Annotated in this window: 18 protein-coding genes; 12 read left to right on the forward strand and 6 right to left on the reverse strand. The window is 66.2% G+C overall.

The genetic code is table 11. The features are described from left to right. Positions 1-346 precede the first annotated feature (346 nt). Positions 347-571 carry a four-helix bundle copper-binding protein gene (locus AO501_RS39710; RefSeq protein ID WP_231752631.1) on the forward strand — a complete coding sequence of 75 codons (225 nt, stop codon included), beginning with the start codon at positions 347-349 and terminating at the stop codon, positions 569-571. Between the two features lie 78 nt (positions 572-649). On the opposite strand, the gene AO501_RS27935 is transcribed toward AO501_RS39710, so the two are convergent. Beyond that, on the reverse strand, positions 650-1,084 hold the full coding sequence (locus AO501_RS27935) for a heavy metal-responsive transcriptional regulator (RefSeq protein ID WP_055580844.1): 435 nt from the start codon (positions 1,082-1,084) through the stop codon (positions 650-652). Between the two features lie 112 nt (positions 1,085-1,196). Between AO501_RS27935 and AO501_RS27940 the strand changes: the two genes are divergently transcribed. The 4 genes from AO501_RS27940 (at position 1,197) to AO501_RS27955 (ending at position 7,046) form a co-directional block, all read left to right on the forward strand. Further along, entirely contained in the window at positions 1,197-1,418 is a 222-nt protein-coding gene (locus tag AO501_RS27940) for a heavy-metal-associated domain-containing protein (protein WP_055580822.1), read from the forward strand. Beyond that, entirely contained in the window at positions 1,415-4,018 is a 2,604-nt protein-coding gene (locus AO501_RS27945) for a heavy metal translocating P-type ATPase (protein ID WP_082658887.1), read from the forward strand. Before AO501_RS27940 ends, AO501_RS27945 begins: the two co-directional genes overlap by 4 nt. Before the next feature lie 262 nt (positions 4,019-4,280). After that, the gene (locus tag AO501_RS27950) at positions 4,281-5,450 is read left to right on the forward strand and encodes an MFS transporter (protein ID WP_055580823.1); all 1,170 of its coding nucleotides are present in this window, start codon (positions 4,281-4,283) and stop codon (positions 5,448-5,450) included. 564 nt (positions 5,451-6,014) lie between these two features. Continuing rightward, positions 6,015-7,046 carry a site-specific integrase gene (locus AO501_RS27955; RefSeq protein WP_055580824.1) on the forward strand — a complete coding sequence of 344 codons (1,032 nt, stop codon included), beginning with the start codon at positions 6,015-6,017 and terminating at the stop codon, positions 7,044-7,046. Between the two features lie 3 nt (positions 7,047-7,049). Here the strand turns inward: AO501_RS27955 and AO501_RS27960 are convergent, their stop codons facing one another. From AO501_RS27960 to AO501_RS27980, 5 genes are all read right to left on the reverse strand, one after another. Next, positions 7,050-7,637 carry a hypothetical protein gene (locus tag AO501_RS27960; RefSeq protein ID WP_055580825.1) on the reverse strand — a complete coding sequence of 196 codons (588 nt, stop codon included), beginning with the start codon at positions 7,635-7,637 and terminating at the stop codon, positions 7,050-7,052. Next, on the reverse strand, positions 7,634-10,117 hold the full coding sequence (locus tag AO501_RS27965) for a tyrosine-type recombinase/integrase (RefSeq protein WP_082658888.1): 2,484 nt from the start codon (positions 10,115-10,117) through the stop codon (positions 7,634-7,636). The genes AO501_RS27960 and AO501_RS27965 overlap by 4 nt, the downstream gene beginning before the upstream one ends. Beyond that, positions 10,114-11,235: a tyrosine-type recombinase/integrase gene (locus tag AO501_RS27970; RefSeq protein WP_055580827.1), complete on the reverse strand. Its 1,122-nt coding sequence runs from the start codon at positions 11,233-11,235 to the stop codon at positions 10,114-10,116. Before AO501_RS27970 ends, AO501_RS27965 begins: the two co-directional genes overlap by 4 nt. Positions 11,236-11,293: 58 nt before the next feature. Continuing rightward, positions 11,294-12,226 carry a site-specific integrase gene (locus AO501_RS27975; protein ID WP_055580828.1) on the reverse strand — a complete coding sequence of 311 codons (933 nt, stop codon included), beginning with the start codon at positions 12,224-12,226 and terminating at the stop codon, positions 11,294-11,296. A gap of 725 nt (positions 12,227-12,951) precedes the next feature. Beyond that, positions 12,952-14,256: a hypothetical protein gene (locus AO501_RS27980; RefSeq protein ID WP_156452825.1), complete on the reverse strand. Its 1,305-nt coding sequence runs from the start codon at positions 14,254-14,256 to the stop codon at positions 12,952-12,954. Positions 14,257-15,258: 1,002 nt separating this feature from the next. On the opposite strand from AO501_RS27980, the gene AO501_RS27990 reads away from it, so the two are divergent. From AO501_RS27990 to AO501_RS28020, 7 genes are all read left to right on the forward strand, one after another. Then, on the forward strand, positions 15,259-15,948 hold the full coding sequence (locus AO501_RS27990) for a dual OB domain-containing protein (protein WP_055580831.1): 690 nt from the start codon (positions 15,259-15,261) through the stop codon (positions 15,946-15,948). Then, positions 15,945-16,559, forward strand: coding sequence for a DUF488 family protein (locus tag AO501_RS27995; RefSeq protein ID WP_055580832.1), 615 nt, complete (start codon positions 15,945-15,947; stop codon positions 16,557-16,559). The genes AO501_RS27990 and AO501_RS27995 overlap by 4 nt, the downstream gene beginning before the upstream one ends. Continuing rightward, on the forward strand, positions 16,550-16,993 hold the full coding sequence (locus AO501_RS28000) for a DUF488 family protein (protein WP_055580833.1): 444 nt from the start codon (positions 16,550-16,552) through the stop codon (positions 16,991-16,993). Before AO501_RS27995 ends, AO501_RS28000 begins: the two co-directional genes overlap by 10 nt. Before the next feature lie 464 nt (positions 16,994-17,457). Then, on the forward strand, positions 17,458-19,356 hold the full coding sequence (locus tag AO501_RS28005; RefSeq protein WP_269435190.1) for an ATP-dependent nuclease: 1,899 nt from the start codon (positions 17,458-17,460) through the stop codon (positions 19,354-19,356). Continuing rightward, positions 19,337-21,118, forward strand: coding sequence for a UvrD-helicase domain-containing protein (locus AO501_RS28010; RefSeq protein WP_197419964.1), 1,782 nt, complete (start codon positions 19,337-19,339; stop codon positions 21,116-21,118). The genes AO501_RS28005 and AO501_RS28010 overlap by 20 nt, the downstream gene beginning before the upstream one ends. Positions 21,119-21,364: 246 nt before the next feature. Beyond that, a complete protein-coding gene (locus AO501_RS37480) occupies positions 21,365-21,610 on the forward strand; it encodes a type II toxin-antitoxin system Phd/YefM family antitoxin (RefSeq protein ID WP_063892936.1) in 246 nt (81 codons plus the stop codon). Next, a complete protein-coding gene (locus AO501_RS28020) occupies positions 21,591-21,986 on the forward strand; it encodes a PIN domain-containing protein (protein WP_063892937.1) in 396 nt (131 codons plus the stop codon). The genes AO501_RS37480 and AO501_RS28020 overlap by 20 nt, the downstream gene beginning before the upstream one ends. The last annotated feature ends 7 nt before the right edge of the window (positions 21,987-21,993 follow it).

Here is a 21,993-nt window from a genome sequence, read left to right on the forward strand (position 1 = left end):
ACCGCACGCGGGTCATCGCGACTATGTGACGCCATTTACCGCTGAAGATTCACCGCCACTTACCTCTGAAAATCACAGCGTTCCGTTCCGACCGCGGGGCGCGGTCCGATCAGGGCGTGCCGTTTGAAGTTCCCCTAGCGGCAGCCTCTTACGGTGAAGTCACCGGTGTGGATCATGCCGATGGGAGGGCGTGGGCTGCGCGGGACGTCATATGTTCAACCAGCGAGAGGATGTGATGGCTGTGGCGATGGTCGAGAAGACGAACCGAGCCTGCCTAGACGCGTGCGTCGAATGCCAACAGGCGTGCGAGACTTGCAATTACAACTGTTGCGCCCAAGACGGGCAGATGGCCGAGTGCGCGCGATTGTGCTTGGACTGCGCCGCGATATGCGCGGCTTGCGTGACCTTGCTGTCGCGTGGGTCGCGCTGGGCGGCGCAGCTGTGTCAGCTGTGCGCGCAGGTGTGCGACGCGTGCGCGGCCGAATGTGACAAGTACGACCGCGATTACTGTCGCGAATGCGCGCAGGCGTGCCGGCGCTGCGCCGAGCAGTGCCGGTCGATGGCTGGCTGAGTGCTGCTCGTTGCCGTGCGGATCGCCCTCGGGGCGATGCGTAGTACGACGTTGTTGGCACGCTTGCGAGTGTGTTGACTATGCCTGGGCGTTGCGGGAATCGGCGCTGTCGGTGGCGGTTTCGATGATGCGGCAGATGGTGGCGGTTTCTCCGCGGCGTTGGTCGTCGCGCGCGCTCTGGCGCACCGATGCCAGGGTGGCGCGCAGCGCGCGCAGATCGGCGATGGTGCGGTTGATATCGCGGATGTGGGCGTCGAGAAGCTCGGTGACGCGCTGGCAGGGCACGGCTCCTTGGCGTTGCAGCTCGAGAATGTTCTTGATCTCGGAAAGCGTCAGACCGAGGGTCTTGGCGCGGCGGATGAAATCGAGGATCTTGATGTCGGCCTCGGTGAACAACCGGTAGCCGGCCTCGGTGCGTTCTGCGGACGGCAGCAGCCCCTTGGCTTCCCAAAGCCGGATGGCTTTCACGCTGACGCCGACCGCCTTGGCGGCGGCACCCACGGTGTGGCTCATCGCAATCATCCTTTCCTCGCCCGTCCCACTCCAGTATTGACCTTGTCCTTGGAGGAGGGTTCTAGCGTGGGGTCGCCGAGGAAAACAACAGGTCAGATGTCAAGGAGATGGGATGGACACCATCACGTTGCGGGTGCGTGGCATGTCGTGTGCGGGGTGCGAGGAGCGTATCGGCGCGGTGCTGCGCCGTGTGGAGGGCGTCCGCGACGTCAGCGCCGACCACGTCTCCGGGCGCGTGCAGATCCGCGTCGGGGCGGAGCTACCGGGGCGGGAGGTGCTCGTTGAGCGGATCGCCGGCGCCGGCTATGAGGTCGTCGAGGAGGCGCCCCGATGAGCACGTTAACCTGGGACGAACATACCCAGGGCGAACGGCCCCGGTTGTGGGCCTCAGAGCCGAGTCGGCATCTCGGGCATCGGCGGATTCGGGCCAAGATCGCGGGCCTGCACTGCTCGTTGTGCACCGGCACGATCGAAAAGGCCCTGGGCCGGCTGGACGGGGTGGGTCAGGTGGCGGTGAGCCTGACGCATGAGCAGGTGCTGGTCGACTACGACCAGGACCGGATCACCCCCGAGCGAATCCTGGCCAACCTGCGCGATGTCGGCTATGAGCTGTATGACCCGCGCAAGCTGCGCGCGTTCGAAGACGAAGAACGCGACCTGGTGCGTGAAGGCAGGCGGCTGTTCACCGCAATCGGCCTGTCGCTGATAGCGATGATCCAGATCGCCCAGGGCTACTGGAACATCCTCTGCGCCACCCTGTTGGTGATGGCGTTCGCGCTGGTGTTCGCGGTGGTGCGGCGCTCGGGCACGGGCCGGGCGGTCGGTTCGGCGCTGGCGGTGATGGGACCCGGTGCGCTCGCGCTGGCGCTGCGCGTCAGCAGGGTGCTGCACGCGCCGGTGACCGGCTGGGTCACCGCGGTGTTGGCGGCGGCGACGGTGTTTGGCGTGGCGGCACATATTTTGCGGATGGCCTACCAGTCGCTGCGCCGCGGCATCCTCAACCAGCATGTGCTGCAGGAAGCCGCGGCGTTCGCCGGGCTGGTCGGCGGGGTGATCGGGCTGAGCGGGGTGTTGCCGGGATTTCCGACCGAGCAGTTCTTCACCGTCGCGGTCGCGGTGGCCACCTATCACATCTTCTCCGAGTGGTTGTCGCTGCTGGTCAAGACCCGCTCCAGTCAGGCGGTCAAAAAGCTGCTGGACCTGCAGCCCGACCTGGCCCGGCTGGTTGCCGACGACGGCACCGAAGCCGAGGTGCCGGTCGAAGACGTCGCGGTGGGTCAACGCATCCGGGTGCGCCCCGGTGAGCGCATCCCGCTGGACGGGCGGATCGTCTCGGGCGAATCGGCGGTCGATTTCTCGTTGGTGACCGGCGAGCCGGTGCCCGTCGAGCGCGGCCCGGACCAGGAGGTGGTTGGCGGGGCGATTAACGGCACCGGAAGCCTGCTCATCGAGGTCACCGCCGCCGGCGCCGAAGGCTTTCTCGCGCAGGTGATCCGGCACGTGGAGGACGCCCGCGCGCTCAAGCCCGGCATCTTGCACCTGGTGGACCGGGTGCTGCGGGTCTACACCCCCACCGTGCTGTCGATCTCGGCTGCGGCCCTGGTGGGCTGGCTGGTCGTGAGTTGGGCGGTCACCGGGACCGCGGATGTGCGGCACGCGGTGTTCGCCGCCCTGGGCGTGCTGGTGATGGGTTACCCGTGCGCGGTTGGCATCGCCGCCCCGCTGGCGATCGTGCGCGGCACCGGCGCCGCCGCCGACCGCGGCATCATCATGCGCACCGGGGAGGCGTTCCAAACGTTTCGGCTGGTGGGCCGCATCGTGTTGGACAAGACCGGCACCCTCACCGAAGGCAAACCCACCGTGCGCGCGATCGAGGCCATCGACGCCGACACCGACCGGCTGTTGGGCCTGGCCGCCGCCGCGGAAAGCCACTCCGAGCACCCCCTGGGCGAGGCGATCGTGGCCGCCGCCGGCGAGCGCGGGCTCCCCCTGGGCGAGGTGAGCGGGTTCGCGTCGATCACCGGCGGCGGGGTGCGCGCCACGGTGGACGGTCACGCGGTGCTGGTGGGTCGCCCCGGCCTGGTGGAGGAGGCCGGCATCGACCTAACGTTGGTGCGCGCTCGCATCCACGGGCTGGAATCGGCAGGGCACACCGTGATCGCCGTGGCCGCTGACAAGCAGGCCCTTGGGGTGATCGCGCTGGGCGACGAGCCGCGCCTGGACGCCGCCGCGGCGGTGGCCGCCATGCGCCAACGGGGCATGACTCCGGTGCTGGTCACCGGGGATAACGAGCGCGCCGCCCGCCATGTCGCGGCCCGGCTCGGCATCACCGAGGTGCGCGCCGGGGTGCGCCCGGAGGGCAAGGCCGCGATCGTGCGCGAGCTGCAGGCCGACGGCACCCGGGTGGCGATGGTCGGCGACGGCATCAACGACGCGCCGGCGTTGATGCAGGCCGACGTGGGCGTCGCCGCCGGCGGCGGCACCGACATCGCCGTGGAGTCGGCCGACATCGTGCTGCTGCGCGACGAGGTCAGCGCGATCCTGGACGCGCAAGAGATCAGCGCACACGCCTACGGGCGTACCCGCGGCAACGTGGCCTTGGCGTTCACCTTCAACGGGATCGGCATCCCGCTGGCCACCACCGGGTTGATCTCGCCGATCTGGGCGATGCTGGCCATGGTCGCCTCGGTCACATCGATCTTCATCAACTCCATCGGCACCCGCCCCAGGCTGCTCACCGACGCCATCGGCAGCGTGGGCCGGCCCGTGAGCACCCAGACGACGTCGCGGCAGGAGGGGAACGATGGCAGCTCACCCGTGCTCACCGTCCCCGTCGGCGCCACCCGCACCATCACCCTGGAGGCACCCCACCCCGGCACCTACAGCTTCCACTGCTCGAGCAGCATGCACACCGGACACATCATCGCCGACTGATCCCACCCGCGCTACCCCCGAACCACACTGCACCGCAACAGCATTCGCGACAACCCCGAAAGGTGAGCACAGACCGTGACCGACCCCGCATCGCCGACCACATCCACGCCCAGCCCGCACCACCGGATAACCGGTGACTCGGGTCGCCACCGCCCGCGCCATCTGGTGCTCGCGCCGATGCCACGCACGCTGACCAGTCAACGCGTTGCCCGCCGAGATGACTAATCAGCCGAGGGACTCGGTGCAGGGAGTGCCGCGGGGCATGCTCGCGGTGTTGACCGCGGCCGCGTTCGTGATCTTCGCGCAGATCTTCATGATCGCGCCGATCCTGCCCGCGCTGGCCCGCGCGTTCGTCACCACCCCTGGGATGGTCGGGCTGGCCGTGCCCGCCTACCTCATCCCCTACGGGGCGATGACCCTGGTGTGGGGTCCGGTCTCCGACCGGATCGGGCGCCGTCCGGTTATCATCGGGTCGCTCGCCGCGTTCACCCTGTTGACCGGCCTCACCGCGCTTGCCCCCACCGCGGCGGTGTTCATCTGGCTGCGGGTGGCCACCGCGGTCGGCGCCAGCGGCGTGGTGCCCATCGCGCTGGCGTTGATCGGCGACCGAGTCCCGTACGCGCAGCGAGGCCGCGCCCTGGGCTGGCTGTTCGGCGGCATGGCCGGAGGCATCGCCTTCGGCGCCGCCGGTGGCGCGCTGGGCCAACCCATGCTCGGCTGGCCCGGCCTGTTCCTCGCCGCGGCCGCGGCAGGGGCAGTGCTGCTCGGCGCGGCGGTGGCGCTGCAGTCGCTGCCGCCCACACCCCGCCCGGCCACTCCACCCCCGCTGCGGGCGGTCGCGGCCGGGTTCACTGAGCTGCTGCGCCAGCCGCGGGCCCGCCTCACCTACGGCTACGTGCTACTCAATGCGGTGGTGCAATCCGGCGTCTACACCTGGCTGGGGATCTTCGTGCAGCAGCGGTTCGGGCTCGGCGAACTCGGCATCGGCCTGACGCTGCTCGGCTACGGAATCCCCGGATTCCTGTTCGGCCCGCTCATCGGCCGCGCCGTCGACCGCTACGGCCGCGCCCGCATCATCCCCGCTGGCGTCGCACTGACCGCCGCCTGCGCCCTGGCGCTGGCTGCCCCGTTGCCCCGCCTCGGGGTGCAGGCCGCGATCGTGGCACTCTCGCTGGGCTACGACATGACCCAGCCGCCGTTGGCCGGCATCGTCACCGACCTGCGCGGCCACCGCGGTCAGGCCATGGGCCTTAACGTCTTCACCCTTTTCACGGGCCTCGGGCTGGGCAGCCTCCTGTTCCAAGCCGCGCTCACCGCTGGCTTCACACCTGCGTTCGCCGCCTTCGGTCTGGCCGCGCTGGTCGCCGCCGCCCTCGCCGTGCCGCTGTTCCGCCACGAACGACCCCACGCCCCCACCGCAGACCCGGCATGACATCCCCACGGCCCCGTTTCCTTCGTACGATCGGCCGGGGAATGCTGGTCCTGCCCATCGCCGCCGTGTAGTCACCCGCAGCTCGCCGGCGCGGAGTCACCCTGCTTGCCACGTGCGTGGTTGAGGCCCGCCATGGCGACGTCCACGGCCAGTTACGACCCCACGCCCGACATCCACGTCGGTGACATGGAGACATCGCAGACTCCGCCCGGCGCTACATCGTGTACATGTAGCCGGCGTCGTTACCAGCTCCTACACGGCCGATCGAACTCACTCTTACAGATAAGTCGACGAAACTGATTGTTTTCGAAGGCCCGCAACGGGATCCCCTTACGGGCGGCGCGGCGTCGCCCTTGCTGCGCTCAACTGACTGGGGCTTGCGATGATTCGTTCGGCTGCTTAGGCGACCCCCATCGCTGGCAAACGGGTGGTCCCATGGCCGTGGCTAACCCCTGCTCAAACCGCTCCCATCACCATGGCAGTCGACATTCGGCCGCCTGCTGACACGGCCGACATAGGGAGCGGATCCCTGGTATCCGCGAACTTGGTGCGACTATTGGGTTCATGGCGAAGACGTCTCGTAGATCAGATGACGCCCCTGGTCCCGAACCCGGCTTTCCACCGTGGTTCTCGGCGTTTCTGGCCGATCGCGCTGTCCGCAAGCCATCGCCGCACACGGCCAAGGCATACCGGCAGGACTTTGCCGCGATCGCCGAGCTTTTGGCTGGCGATCGCGCACGGATCGGCGAGCTGCGAACGAGCGTCATCACGAAGGAGGCGATGCGGGCGGCGTTTGCCGCCTACGCCGATACCCACGAGGCCGCATCGATCCGGCGCTGTTGGTCGACGTGGAACACATTGTGCGACTTCCTTTACAACAGCGAACGGATCCCGTCCAACCCGATGTCGTTGATCGGTCGCCCCAAAGTCCCCAAATCGTTGCCGAAGGGACTGGGCGCCGAGACCGTGTCGGGGCTTCTGGCGGCGATCGACGCCGACAGCGGGTCGCAGCGCCGCAGCGACTGGCCCGAACGCGACGCGGCCCTAGTATTGACCGCGGTGCTGGCGGGATTGCGAGCCGACGAGCTGCTTCGCGCCAACGTCGGCGACATCCGCACAACCACCGAGGGCGGCGGTGTGATCCACGTCCGCGGTAAGGGCAACAAGGATCGCCGAATCCCGGTGGAGGAGGGGTTAATCAAGGTTTTGGAATCCTATTTTGACTCGCGTGCAGGCCGCTTTCCCGCCGACACCAAGCGTCGGGGCCCGAGCACCGGGTTCGGGGCATGGCCGACGACCGCCGCCCTGTTCGTCGGCCGCGACGGTGACCGAATCACCCGCGGCGTACTGCAATACCGGATACTTCGGGCGTTCAAAAGGGCTGGCCTGAACAGTCAACGCGCGCGTGGAGCCATGGTCCACGCCCTCAGGCATGAGTTCGCTACACAACTGGCTAACGTCGACACTAGTGTTTACGCGCTGATGAAGCTGCTCGGACACGAATCGATGGTGACATCGCAGCGCTACGTCGACGGGGCCGGCGCCGAAAATCGTGCCGCTGCAGCCCGAAACCCGCTCTACGACCTTCTGTCTTGATCGTCATGGTGTGCGGTTTTGGGCTTTGATGACCCGTCTCAGGCTTTCTCGCGCGGCGCATAGCTCGTCTTGCAGCTCGGCGACATGTCTTTTGGCGGAGTCGGTTTCGATGGTGCGAGCGTCGCGCTCGGCGACGAGTCGACGGTTGACGGCTTCCAGGTCCGCGACGCGCGCGGTCAGAAGCGCCCGATCGGGTCCTTCGATTTCGGCGCCGAGTTGCAAGCGCAGGCGCTGTTGGAGTTTGTCGCGCTCGGCCCGCAGTGTTTTGACCTGATCTCGCGCGATGGCGAGGTCGGTGCGAAGACTGGCCGGTGTCGTGCTGTGGTTGCCGCAGGGCGTTGGCATCGGGGTGGGACTGTGGTTGGCCTGGCGACCTCGAGCGGCGTCGATGTGTTCGCGGATTCCTGGGGCGTAGACGAGCCACGTGGACACCCCGGCGGCGTTGGCTACCGCGGTGAAGGTGATCGAGGCGCCGTCGGCTTCCATCGCCTCAAGGGCGGCCAGTGTCCGTCGCCGCTTGAGCTCACTGTCTTTGGCGCGGGCCGCTTTCAGCGCTGCGGCGCGAGCCTGGTTGGCCGCGGTGGTGCTCATCCGGTTTGTCTGCCCGAGGTGGACACGGCGGTGATTGGGATGCGCCGGGCGGCTCGGGCGCGGCGCAGGATCCGGCTGGCTTCGTCTATCTCGGTGCGCTGCTCGGGGTCGAGTTCGCCAAGGCGGCGCCGCATGGTGTCGACCACGCGGTTAAACGCCTCGATTTCGCTGCTCATGTTGGCGATCACGTAATCAGCGGCCTCCATCGCTCGGGCGGTCTCTCGGTCGGCCTTGAGCGAGTGGATGTGTTCTTCGATCGCGGGAAGATAGGAGGGATCCGGGCGATAAAAGCCGCAGCCCGCGCACTGGAATCTGATCGGGCAGGCACCGCCGCCGGCTTTGACGTTCGAGGGTTCGGTGCAGTTGCCGAACGGCACCGACACCGAGGCCCGTTCGTAGGCCAGCGGGTCGGCGAACGAGCTCGGGTTGCCCGAGGCGTCGATGGCCAGGGATCCCACGGCGCGGATAGCCTGCTGCTTGCGTTTATGGGTGATCTTGTAGTAGCCCAACGTGGTTTGAATTGAGCGGTGATCGAGTAACTCCTTGAGCACGTCGACGGGTACGCCGGCGTCGGCGTGGCGCTGAGCGTAGCTGTGCCGCAAGACATATGGGGTGATCAGGGAGCGGTCGAACGGTAGCGGGGTCCCGTCGGGGCCCAGCAGTTCACCGTTGATGGTGGGAATCGATTCGATCCAGTACCGAAACGCGACCCCGATGCTGGAGGTGATCAGGTGACCGCGGGCCTGGCGGGCGCGCAGCAGCGGGGAGGGGAACAGCCACTGGCGGGTCGACGGCGCGGTATGCAGCTGCGTGCGGCGACGCTGCCAGGCCGTGATGATTTCGGCGGTCTCGGTGGTGATGGGCAGGCGTCGACGCAGTCGGGCGGCCTTGTGGTTGTCATAGACCAAGTTGTGTTGGCCGTCGATCACCTCAACGCAGCCGATCTTGAGGCTGACGATCTCACCGGGGCGCCGGCCGGTGTCACGCAGGATCTGGTAGATGGTCTGATGCATTGCCCGCAGGTCTGCGGCGCTCATCGAGCCGTTTGGCCCCGTCGGGCCCAACAGGGGTAGATGCTGGTCGAGTTGACGAATCACCTTCTCGGGCAGCGCTTTTCCCAACTGTTCCTCGTTGGTTTCCTCGATCAGCCGGTAACGGCGCTGCGACGGCCGAAACGGATCGGGCACCTCGCTCATCAGCGCGTTGGTGCGGGCGTGCTCGATCACCTGGTCAAACACCCGCAGCAGCTGAATGCGGTATTTCGCGGAGTACCGAGAGCCGTCGGCGCGGCGATGCTCGGCGATGGCCTGCTCGACGAGCACGAAGTCACCCGCGCCCAGGGTGGCGGGGTCGGCGCGCCCGGCGGCAACCAGCGTTTGAGAGGCCACCTGACAGGCCCGCAGCGCTTGCCGCAGCCCTTGCACGTACGGGCGGGTGCTCCGAGCCCAGCCTTGGAGCACCTCGCGCAACCAGCCCAGCTCGATCACGCCGAAGTCGACGGTGCCCTTGGTAGCCGCCGGCCAGCGGCGCGAACCATTGGACTGCAAATCCAGCAGCTCGAGATGCCACACATCGCCGCCATAGGGATCGGTGCCGCTGTATTGGGTCCAGGCCCGTTCCAGATGACGGCGAAGGTCACGGAACAGGCCCTTGATGGTCCCGTTGTATTGCACGCCACCGCTTTCACACACCGCTTCGGGATCGGCGCGGCGCACCGAGCTGGCCCCCTCCAGGCGGCTAATCAGGATGCGAACCTGCACCGGGTCCAGCGAAGGTGGCGCCTCGTCGCGGCGTTGCAGCGCATAAAGCAACTCAAGTCGCACCAGCTGTGGCAGGTCAGCCAAGTAAAACTGGTGCCCGGCGATCCGCGGCTTCTCGTTGGCTATCCACGCAGCCAGCTCCTCGCGCGAGGGCCGACCGCTGCCACGCCCCCGATATAGCCGAATGCCGTGAAACTTGCATAATCCGTGCCGGGCGACGCCTTCACGGGTGCAGCCGGCCACCACACAGTTCGCGCGGCGCCGCAGCGCCTGGGCAGCGGCGATGAACTCCTCCACCGGCCCGCTGCCAGCCTTGCGCCAGTCCAGCGCGTGCCGCCGGCACAAGCCCCGGCAGTCCAGCTCGCACTCGCAGCCGGGCACCGTACACACACCCGGGGCAACCAGGCGGGTCGACCGACGGCGGGGCTGGCGGTCGAAATCCTCCTCAGAGACACCGGAAGCCGACAGGGCATGTCGACAACCCCAGCAGCGGCCGTTGTAGCTGCGTGTCGGCATGGGACAACCCGGGGAACGACACCGCCACGCAGCTGTGCGTTCGCTGTCCAAATCGCCGGTGAACAGCCACACCGCTGCGTCCCACTCACCCGGTCGCCACGCGGTGTCGATATGGGCAGATAACCATTCCTGCCAGCCGGCGTCGCTCACCGAACCTCGATCGGCGTCGGCGGCGACCCTTGATGGAAACGCCGATGTGCTCATCGGTAGCGTTCCTTGGCGGCCACGGCCGCCACGGCTCGGCGTTTGTCCTCGTCTCTGGCATGCAGATACACAGCGGTCGATCCCAGCGCGGCATGACCCAACAGCCGCTGCACGACATCAAGGTCGACCCCGGCACGCACCCAGTTCGTGGCCGCTGTGTGCCGAAACATATGCGGTCGCACCGCAAAACCGCACTCGGTGGCCAGCCGTTCGAAAAACCCCTTCGTCGCACGATAGGACATCGGCGCGCCCAGCGGCGCGTGGTAGAGGTTGACGAACACCATGTCGCAGTCGTCCTCACCGAGGATTTCGCTGCGCTCAAACTGGTAATCAGCATACGCCAACGACACTGCCTGGCTGGTCGGAACGCTTCGAGGAAACCGCGACTTAGCCAGCGCCCCATTGGGATTGGCTCGATGGCGAACGTGAAGGTGAGCGCCCAGCACCGCGCAACCCAACTGGCGGGAGTCGGGAAGCAGGTGCAGATCACCCCTGCGCAGTCCGAGGGTTTCGCCGATCCGCAGCCCACTTTCATCCAGCAACGTGGCCATGAAGCGTTCGCGGGGCCTTCGACAACACGCCAGGACCCGTTGAGACTGCTCAGGGCTCAACGCCTCCGGGAACGTTGTCTGCGCCCTGGCCTTGAGCATCCGCGCTCGCACCATGCGGAACTGGCCGGACTCGCCGGCATCGAAGCCGGCCGGGGCGAACCGCAGCCAACGCGGCTCAGCCAACCGGTCGGCCACGGCCTGCTCGATTACCCCGGTTCTGGCGCAAAACCGCAGAAACTCGCACACCGCGGTGAGCGTGGCGTTGACCGTCGTACCCGAGCGCAGCCGCCTGCCTCGATACGGCGTTACCTCCAGGAAGTGTTTGAAACGCGCCAAGTTCGCCGCGCTGATCGAAGACCACTCGACCCCTTGATCGGCGCACCACCCGAGGAAGGCTGCCACCCGGCCGGCATAGACACGAATCGTGTGCTGCGAACGGCTGGCCCCATGCAACGCCCGCAAGAAGTCGCTGGCTTCCCGGTGCATCACCAACTCGGAATCCAGTACCACCCACAGGTGAGATCCGTCGAGAGGCGAGACCGCCCGTTCGGCCCGAAACGATGTCATTGTGCCCAACGTAACTGCCGTGCCTCACATTACCGAATATTCGTAAGGCACCGGCGTGTCACGCCGCTGAACCGACGTACCTCATGGGGTCGAAAGCAGTACAGATAACGTAGGTGTGTCGCAGCGCGTGCACAAGGGCCCCCGGATTGCGGTGAGCGTCCGGCCCGGCCAATTTGAACGCACGCAGGATTCGGTATTGCAGTGCCCCGCGGGTGATGCGCTGCCCGTCGACACCGACGAACAGCGGCGCTGTGGTGGGCCAGCGGCGCAGCACCGGAACGTCGCTGCCCTGCCGGCGCCGGCTGGCCGCGGGGAAGCGAGTGCCGCGACTGGCCAGGTAGTCACTCAGAACGTCAATCAGGGCCGCCTCGATCGGGATGGCGCGGTCCTTATTGCCCTTGCCGCGCACGTGGATCACCCCACCGGCCTCGGTGAGGCGGACATCCCCGACGTTGGCAGCGCGCAATTCGCCGGCGCGCAGGCCAGCGAGCAAGATGGTCAGAATAATGGCGCGGTCCCGTTCGGGCCATTGGTTGCGCAGATTCGCATCGCTGTGGTCTGTGACGGCGTCGACGAGGGCCTTAGCGGCCGCGGCGGGAAGTGACTTCGGAAGGCTCTTGGCGACCTTCGGTCTGCCCACGAATTGCATCGGGTTGGCCTCGAGCAGCTCAGCGGTAAACAGATAGCTGCACAACGTGTTCCACGTCGACCAGCAGCGCCGGATGGATGCTGGTTCGCGGGAGGCGGCGAACACCGCGAAGGCCTGGCGCATCGTGTCCTTGGTGATCGCGACGCAGTCCAGCGCAGCCAGCTGTTGGGGGCCGCCGGCCAGCACGACGGCGATCGCGTCAAAGTCACACCGATACGCGTCCACGGTGTGCGGGGAGGGTTTGCGGGTGCTTCGGTCGGCCAGAAACGCGCGAAACCATTCGGGCCGCTCGGCGTCGGTGCGCGGTGGCGCACTTGGCGAGGGTGCTTCAGCGGGTGACATAGCTCATGCATAATACCCGTTATCCACGATTACGCTGGCAGGCACGTTTTGGCGCGGATGTCGCGACGGCGACACCATCGGTGCCGGACAGGTAGGGCAGCGCGCGCGCCGGACGGCGCACCGGCGGGTAGGCGGGACCGCACCCCGGCCATTACCCTGGAGCCGCTGTGGGTGGCGAGGCGGCGAGCTCGCTGACTGGAGATCGACCTTGCGGTGCTGTGGCCGCGGTGACGCCCGGCACGGCGGGGCGTGCCGGGCGAACCTGGCGTGCGCGCAAGTCCTCAATGAGTTGGGCGGCCCAGTCGGGGTTTGCCGGGGGCGGCAGTACCCGGATCTGCAAGCCCACGTAGTGCTTGTGGCCAATGATGTCTTGGCATCCCTGGTCCAGGCACGAGCAGCTCGCCGCGCGCGATATCGTAGGCCTCGGCGGGTACCTCGAGGGTGATCTCGTATTGCCCTCCGGCGAGATTGTCGACTTGGTCGCAGCGATACCGCGCCATTGCGACTACTGCGGCTGCCAGGCTGTGCCCGCGGTTCAGGAGCAAACTGGCCAGACTGTGCTGCGTGGTGTCGTAGAGGTCGTCGGTCTGGTGTCGGGTTTTATTTGGCATGGCAATCGTCCTTCGTGTCGTGCGCGCTACTGAGAGGCTCGCACGGCGCACGACATGTCGGTGCGTGATCAGGGGCGGCCAAAGTCGCAGCGCTCAAAGAGGTCGCCGAAGAAGTCAGCGAGCATCGGTCTTGCGCGCTCGTCGCGCAGTTCGTAGGCGCCAAAGCGGAACACGTCGTAGCCGCGTAACCGCAGGTCGCGGTCGGCCGCCATCATGGCAGTAGCGCGCGGGGTCAGGGCGGTTGTCGGCGTCGGCGTAGTGGGAGGCGCCGTCGACTTCCAGCACGACCCGGTGGGTGCCGATCAGCATGAGAAAATCGATCCGGTATCGCGGCAGGGCCGCCGCACCTCGTTGACGGACAGTTTTGGGGTCCCAGCACAGCCACACCTCGGGCAATAAGGCAGGCAACTCGGGCACCGCATCCCGGAAGATGTCGTGAAAACACCGAAACAGTAGCTGCTGCGGCGGCGACGATGCCGGGATGGCACTGCGCAGCCGCGTAAACAGCGCCTGTCGGGCCGTCTTGCCGGGCAGAGGAGGCCGAGTCTGGGTCCACCAAGTCTCCAGGTCGTTCCAACGCAGGCCGTCCGGGCCGATGGGCCGGTCATAGAGCAGGACGGCGTCCGCGTCCGCGACGCTCTCGAGCTCGTTGTCCAGGGCGTCGTGCAGACGTAGATCGGGCCGGACGTGGGTCGCGAAGATCAGGTTCCGCGGTCGCCGTGCGGCGCCGGCGCCGTGGCGGGACAAGGAAAAGACGGGATAGCCGTCGCGAATGTCGGTTTCGGTGAGATGCAGACCGCACGAACGCAGCCCTTCGTTGATGACGTCGACGACGGCACGCTGGTTAGGTTCGTGGATCAGCACGTCGGCTGATACCAGGGCTTCCAGGAACCTCCCGAAGCGGCGGTCGCCGGCCTCAAAGGCGCCAAGGTGCTCAAACAGGTCATCGGTCGACCAGTCGCCGGGATTGCGGTAGACGTGCTGGCGGATCTGGGCGCGCAGGCCGGGCCCGCCGAAAGGTACCGAGAACGGTCCGGAACCACGGAGCAGGTCCTCGAAGGGATTGGGCGCCTCGAGCGGCCACAGCGTTTCCAGCATGGCGGTGAAGCGATGCTCATCGACCACGAGGTCGGCCAGATCCAGACGTGCGGCGATCTCGCGCCGGATGCGTTTGGGGATCTCCGGCGGCGACCCTGCGGCCCACAGCACGTCCTCGATTCTGATGCGCTCGGCGGGCTGCAGCTCGCCGCGCTCAAGGACGCACCCGGCGATGCCGATTAGGTCGACTTCGGGCAACGCCGCGGCGACTTCGCCGACGCGTTGAGCGCGGCTACGAGAGTGGCCTTGCGGCGGCGGAGGCTCTGTGAGGCCGAGTGCGGCGAAGGAGTCATCCAGCTCGCGGTGGGTCTGCGACGCCATCGCGGTGATAAACGTTGTGAGCAACCGCCGCAGCGTAGCTCGGTCGACATCAGGCATATCGCGTGTGATCGTTGCACAGCCCGCCGACACTACGGCCCCACAATCAGGTTGTTGGCCGTCGCCGCAGTCACGTGCTCCGGCGCTGACCGGCGCGACTGAGAGTCATGGCTCGCGCGGTGTGCGGCGCGGGGTGCGCCGTGGTTGCGCGGGATCGTCGCCGGCGCAGCGCGGTGGAAATCGCGAGTATGGCTGGCTGCAGCCGCTGTAGACCCTGCACTGATACCGCTCGGGGCTCGGTATCGACTCAGCGCCCATATCGACCGGGCCGAACCGGTACGTTAGGCGCACGCGCGGCGGGCCCTCATTGACCAGGCCGCCAGCGAGTGCGGCCAGCGCGCGGGTGTTGTCGGCGAAGTCGACGATTTCGATCGCCACTTAGATGACGTGGCCTGCCGACAGCGGGTCCCAGTCGTCGGACCCGTCGCTAAGCCGTCCCAGAAGTCGTCGCGGTCGAGCTGACGATCGGCGATCGACAGCGAGGTGTCCAGGACCAGCCCCAGTGCGTGAATGAGATTTGACTTGCCCGAACGATTCTCCCCGACAACAACCGAACCCGGGTCCAGACGCAGGTCGATGCCGCTGGAGGTTGCGGAAGCTCTCAACACGTACCGCGCGTTGCGCGTACACACTTCTCTACCGCACCCACGCTGCCGCTGTCCAACGACCGCACGCGCCGACGGCGATCGACGATGGATCCCCGGGTACACACGCCCCGAGCAGGCACGATTCGCCGGGCAGGCCGGCGGTGCGGGCCCGATCGCGCTCACACCGTCCTCCGGCGCCCGCCCGGTCCTCGGGGCGGGTTGCGCGCGCAGCCAAGGCCGCCGCCGACGAGTGGCCGTGGCCTGACACGACATGCACCCGAGTGGCAGCGGTATTACCTATGATGGACAAAGAGGTTCCTGGCGCCGGTGAGGGGAGCCGCGGCACGAGCGGAAGAGCATGGCGGAGACCAAAAAGATTGTGTGTCTTGCGAACTCGGTCAAACATGCCTACCGGTGTGTGGCAGGCATCGAAGTCGTCGATCACCGCACCTTCCACTGGATCCGGCCGGTGAGTTCTCGTCCTGGCCACGGGCTGTCGTGGTCGGAACGTCAGCTGCAGGACGGCTCCGAGCTGCAGGTGCTCGACGTGGTGATGCTCGGGGTCCTCGGCGCTCAACCGCACGGATTTCAGCAGGAGAACTGGCTGCTGGACAACACCGTCGCGTGGCGGCGCACCGACCGCGCTGACTGGCGGATATTGACCGCGCTGCAGGACCACCCGGACTCGCTGTGGATTAATGGGTGCAGCTCGTCCAACGGTTGCAACGACCGCATCGCCGATGAGGATGCCGCTGGCCTGCAGTCCTCGTTGGTGCTCATCCGGGTCAACGACCTCAGAGTCACGGTGCAGCCTGAATACAAGGGACGGGGGGTGCGGGCAGCGTTTCACTATGCGGGTGTCAACTACGTGTTGCGGGTGACCGACGCGCACTATCGGGCCGCGTTTCTGGCCGGTGACGACGGTCACTGCGAGCTCGGTGAAGCGTTTCTGACGATCAGCCTCGGTGAGCCGTTCAACGGTTACACCTACAAGCTGGTGGCCGCCATTATGCTGCGCTCCGTCGTCGACAGGCCCAGCCCGTCATGACCGCGGAGGCCATTTTCACAATCGGGCACTCCACCCAACCCTGGCCGGCATTGCGCAAGCTGCTACAGCGGTGGCGCGTCACCGCGGTCGCCGACGTCCGATCGGTCCCCGCCAGCCGGCACACACCGCAGTTCAACCGCGACATCCTCTCGCGCAGCCTCAGCGCCAGCGGCATCAAATACGTGTTCCTCGGTGACCATCTCGGTGCGCGCACCGACGACCTGAGCTGTTATGTCGCCGGCAAAGTCCAGTATCAGCGGCTGGCGCAGACCCCCAGCTTTGGGGTGGGCATCAGGCGGGTGCTTGAGGGCGCGCGCACCGAGCGCATCGCGCTGATGTGCGCCGAGGCCGAGCCTTTGGAGTGTCATCGCGCCGTGCTGGTCGCGCGGGTGCTGACCGAACGCGGCGCACAGGTTGACCACATCCACCGCGACGGCCGGCTCGAAAGTCACGCCGCAGCCATGCAGCGCCTGCGGGAGCTGTTCGGCCTCCATCAGGCCGACCTGTTCCACACCGCCAACGAGCTCCTCGAGCAAGCACTGCGCCGCCAAGAACACCGAATCGCCTACGTCAATCCCGCACTCGACACCGACGGGCCGCCATGGCAGTAGCGCTCTACACCATCGGTTTTACCAAAAAGTCGGCGCAACGTTTTTTCGATCTGCTGCGCAACTCCCCGGCAACCAGACTCGTCGATGTCCGACTGAACAACGTCTCCCAGCTGGCGGGATTCGCGAAGCGCGACGATCTGAAGTTTTTCCTGCACGAGCTCTGTGACATGGACTACGCCCACCATGTCGAACTCGCGCCCACCCAACACATGCTGGATGCCTACAAAAAGCGGGACGGCACCTGGGCCGCCTACGAGGCTGAATTCATCGCCCTTATGCAACAGCGGCGCATCGAAGACACCGTGTCCACCGCGCTGCTGCACAACGCAGTCCTGTTGTGCAGCGAAGACAAGCCACACCACTGCCATCGCCGGCTGGTCGCCGAATACCTCGCACAGCACTGGGCCAACGTCGAGATCGTGCATTTGCTGTAAGTCCGGCGAGTGCCGCCACGGGTGAAGCAAGAACAGTGCAGATCCGGCCTAGCGACGCACACCGCCCCCCGTGGGGGCCGTCATAATGCGTGTCGAAATACTGGCCCTTCGGCCGTAACCACTCGCCTTATGCAGAATCTGCTGAACTCGCGAAATGTGTTGTTCTACCGGGGGGCGTTGCATCGTTGCCCGGCGTGGCGCGAGGGCGGCAGCCGCCGAAGGTGTCAATGTGTCTGGAGATCTGTCGCTGACGATGTGGATGGGGAGATATAGGGCAGTGGGGAGTGGTCAGCGTCTTATTGGTCATCGCTTCCTTCGCTGGCGCGCCGACCGCACCGAAGCCGGCGTGGTCGGCGGATGCGACGCGTGATCGCAGGGATCCCTGCCGGAGTGCGCCGCTGGCAGTGTAGTGACCATCGCAATCCCAGCATGTCCTCTGGCGGAGCGAGGGATGTCGACCGATCGTGAGGCTCTCGCGTCTATCGCTATCGAACTTCCGCAGCTGTGAAGACGTGGTGGTCTGTTTTGCCGAGGATCTGACGGTGCTCGTCGGGGAGAACGCCTCGGGCAAGAGCGCGGTCATCGACGCGATCCGGTTGGCGACGACGGCCGCGACCGAGGGCCCCGGCGTGAGCTTCTCCGCCGAAACCGACCCGACCCGCGGAACCGACGACACCACTGAGGTGAGGATCGCCGCTGCCTACGACGAGCTGAGCACCGCCGAAAAGGCGATTTTTCTCGCCCAACTCGTCGATTCCGATGACGTGCTCACCTACAACGTGACCTACTCGCGCGACGTCGATCTGCCACAGTGGCGTTCGGCCCGACACTCGACCGGACGCTCGAGTGTCGAGGATCCCGAACCGATCAACCGCAAGCGGATCGCGCATGTGTACCTGCCACCGCTGCGCGACGCGATCCGCGAACTGGATTCCGGTAGCGGCGAGCGCATCGCTGACGTGCTCAAGGTGCTCACTTCAGCAGACAACGACAAGCCCAAGCGAGAGGAATTCCGCTCTGCGGCCAACGCGGCGCTGCGCTCCATCGCGACACTTCCGCTACCCGAAACCGCGCGCAACCGGATCTCCGAGCACATGGAGCAAATCACCCCGCCATCGCGACGCCACGACCTGCAGCTTGTCGGCAAGGACCAGGACCTGCGCCGCCTTGCCGGCCTGCTGCGCATCCAACTCGCCGACGAGCACATCGACCCCATCCGTTTGGCGTCCTCCGGACTCGGCTACGCGAACCTTGCCTACATCGCCACGATCATCGTGCAACTCGTAAACGCCAAGAACTACGACCTGACCCTGCTGTTGGTGGAGGAGCCCGAGGCGCATCTCCACCCGCAACTGCAATCGGTGCTGCTGAAATACCTCGAAGACCAAGCGGCTCAGTCACGCAGGAAAGCCGCCACCGACGACAGCCTCAATCCCGCCGGCCGCGTACAGGTAGTCGTGTCGACGCATTCACCCAACCTCGCCAGCAGCGTATCGGTGGACAAACTCGTGGTCTCCTCGCGCACGAAACGTGCCGTCGCGGGAACCGGCGGAGCGAGCGACCGCGCAGGATGGCGCACCGAGGTCACCGCCCTCCGCAAACTTGGGCTGACGCCAGCGGAAGTCCGCAAACTCGATCGCTACCTCTCCGTCACCCGGTCGGCGGTGTTGTTCGCGCGGCACGTCGTGCTCATTGAGGGGATCGCCGAAGCGATCGTGCTGCCCGAACTGGCGCGGCTAGCATGCGACGGGGACGAGATCAGACTCCGCCATCTGGCCGCAGCGTCGTTCGTCGCCATCGACGGCGTGGACTTCGAGCCGTACGTGAAGCTGCTCCTAAATGGGCCCGCACACCGCGTCGACAAGGTCATTGTCGTCACCGACGGTGATCCCGTCACCAAGCCGACACCGCGGCGCCTCGGAGATCAGCGCAGGAAACGGTATTTGGAGTTGTTTCCCGACGAGCCCCGGTTGGAGGTGTTCGTCGGCGGGACGACACTGGAGGCCGAGTTGTTCTCGATGGTCGCCAACGAGGAACTGCTCAAGCGCGCCTACCTCAAGATGCACCCACAGTCGGAGGACAAATGGGACGAGCTATTCAGTAACTTGGCCAAGGACATACCAACGCGTGCCACGGCGTTCGCAAAGGCAATCAAACGCGAGACCGGCGACATCGACTTGGGGAAAGGCGATTTCGCGCAACTCGTCTGCGAGGCCATCGCCGAACGACGCGAGCAAGACGATTCTGCTTCCTTCGACATTCCGGCCTACCTAAAGGGTGCCATCAACTCCCTAATGGCAGACGTCGCCTACCTGGTCGCCGACCCCGAGAACGCGGATGCGGATGCACACGAACCTCAGTGAGGAACAGGAGGCTGTTCTTGCGGCCGACGTCCGACTCGTCGAGGCATGCCCCGGCGCGGGTAAAACCCATGCCATCGCCGCACGCTACATCGCCGCAGCCACATCGAAAGGTCAGGCGGCGGCGCTGCTTTCATTCACCAACGCCGCCGTCGACGAAGCAGCTCGTCGTTGCGCGAACGTTCCGCAGGCCCTCGATGCCCCCAACTTCGTTGGCACCTTTGACCGATTCCTTCACCGGTACCTCGTCACTCCGATCCTCGTCCGCGCGAAGGGCAAGCCGCCACGCTACGTCGACTCGTACAACGATCTCCCGGCGACATTCGACACCAAGGTGCGTCACGGCAGTGTGGTGGGCGCAGGACTCGCGCTGGGGCACTTCCACGCCGACGCTTCAGGTGACCTTTACTATCCCTCCGATGACCCCGCCGACGCACCGGCCGCCGATCGCCCCTACGTCGCACAGCTAAATAAGGTCGGCATCACACCTAGCGCCCTGACCAACCTCGCGCAGCGCCGGATCAACGAGCTGACCGCCTCGGGGATTTACGACTGCGAACAGTCACGGCTCAAAGCCCTGAGCATTCTGCGCGACGCCGATTCGGCCTGGCTGCACCAGCGTTTGACAGCGCGGTTCGCCGAAATCATCGTCGACGAATTCCAGGACTGCTCGGCGATCGAGCACGAAATCCTGCGGTCACTGCAGTCCGTGGGCATCCACATTGTCGTCGTAGCCGACCCCGACCAGGCTATCTACGAATTCCGTCAAGCCGAACCGAGCTCCTACCTCGGCTACCGCTCCGCTCTGCAGACTGACCAGGTCGTCTACCTCGACGACAACTGGCGGTCGTCACCGGCGATCTGCGCTATCGCATCGAGCCTTCGATCCATCAGCACCCGGCCCATCCTGTCGCGGCGTGACTCCTCCCAATCGCCACACGCCGACGTCGTGTACGTGGCGGGAGGAACACCGGCATACGCTCGAAGGGAGTTCGATCGGTTGGCAACGGAATTGAATATCGACCCTGCCGAACGAATCGTCCTCGCCGCCACCCGCAAGGCGGCCCACGACCTGTCGGGACGAGTGCCGCGCCTCGCCGAGTCGACCACCAACACCTCCCGTCTGATCAGATCCATCGCCACTCTGCGCTACTCACCGGATCCGACCGAACGCAAAGCCGCGATCATCGTGGTCGAGGAGGTCCTGCTGGGGACGATCAAGTTCCCAGCCGAATTACGCCGCGTACCCCGCGACGAGCAGCTCGACGCCGCCGGCATGGACCGATCTCAGCTGCGGATCATGGTCGCCCGGTTGGTTGACGCATCCGAAACCTGGACCGACGTCGATTCAGCAACCGCATCCATCAGAACGACCGTCGCGGGCCTGCTCTCGGTGATCGATTTCGGGTACACCCCGACCGGGCAGCGGTTCCAGAAGGCCAAGAGCGCCGACTGGTCAGCCTGGAGCCGGGCGGGCGAGGCGACCGACCACTCGCAGGGGCTCGCCAGCGCGCACATCCACGCAGTCAAGGGCGGCGAATGGGACGCCGTGCTCCTCGACATAGAAGACGACCCGAGGGGGGCGCGACCCCACATCATCGAACTATGGGCGGCGCCTGAGACCCATGAGGCGCGTCGTGTCCTCTACGTCGGCGCCAGCAGGGCTCGCCGGCTGCTCGTCCTGGCAGTCGCACCGCACCGACTCGAGGCGCTGCGGGCCGTTCTAGACATGTCCTCCGTGACCGTCGAGTACCTCGTCGAATAAGGGTGACGAGCATCTTCGCAGTCCGCCGGTTGGTAAGCCCAATTTTCATGGATAATGACGATTATCCATCTACAGCCGAGAGCTGTTGCAGCGGTGGGGGATAGGGATGAAGTCTGGTCGCGGGGGATCTCCACGGCACATCGATCAGCACGCGCGCGTCGACATCGCTTGCGCTTCGTCCCGTGTACCTGGGTGAGCGCGAGCCACAATGTAGATCATGATCTACATTGTGGCTACACTGGCTGCATGACCGATGTAGGGATGCGAGAACTCAGACAGAATCCCGCCCCCGTTTTGCGTGAGGTCGAGGGCGGCGCCGAGGTGACGGTGCTGGTCAACGGCCGCGCGGTAGCCCGGATCGTGCCAATAGCGACACCCGCATGGGTGGCCGGGGAACAGGCAGCGCGGATCTACACGGCCGTGGATCCCGGTTGGGAGGACGAACTACGCGCCGCCCGCGAGGACGACACCGTTGACGACCCCTGGGCCTAGACAAGTCATCCTGGACACCAGCATCCTGGTCGCTCCCAAAGTCGACCTGTCGGGGCTGGTCTGCCAAATCAGCTCGGTGAGCTATGCAGAGCTTCATTTCGGTGTGCACTGCGCACCGGATGACAACGCCCGACTGAGTCGTCAGCACCGGTTGACCATGATCCAGTCCGTCTACGGCCACGGCATCGCCTTCACCGACACCACCGCCCACCACTACGGCCTGCTGTGCGCACGCCTACGGGCCCAAGGCCGCAGTCCGCGCGGTCGCGCCATGGACATTATGATTGCTGCCACCGCGCTGACCCTCGGAGTTGCGCTGGTCACCAGGAACACCAACGACGTCGACCGACTCGGCGTCGAACTACTGCAGCGTTGACCTACCC

It is taken from the genome of Mycobacterium gordonae, assembly GCF_001417955.2.
In the GTDB taxonomy this organism is placed as follows: domain Bacteria; phylum Actinomycetota; class Actinomycetes; order Mycobacteriales; family Mycobacteriaceae; genus Mycobacterium; species Mycobacterium gordonae_B.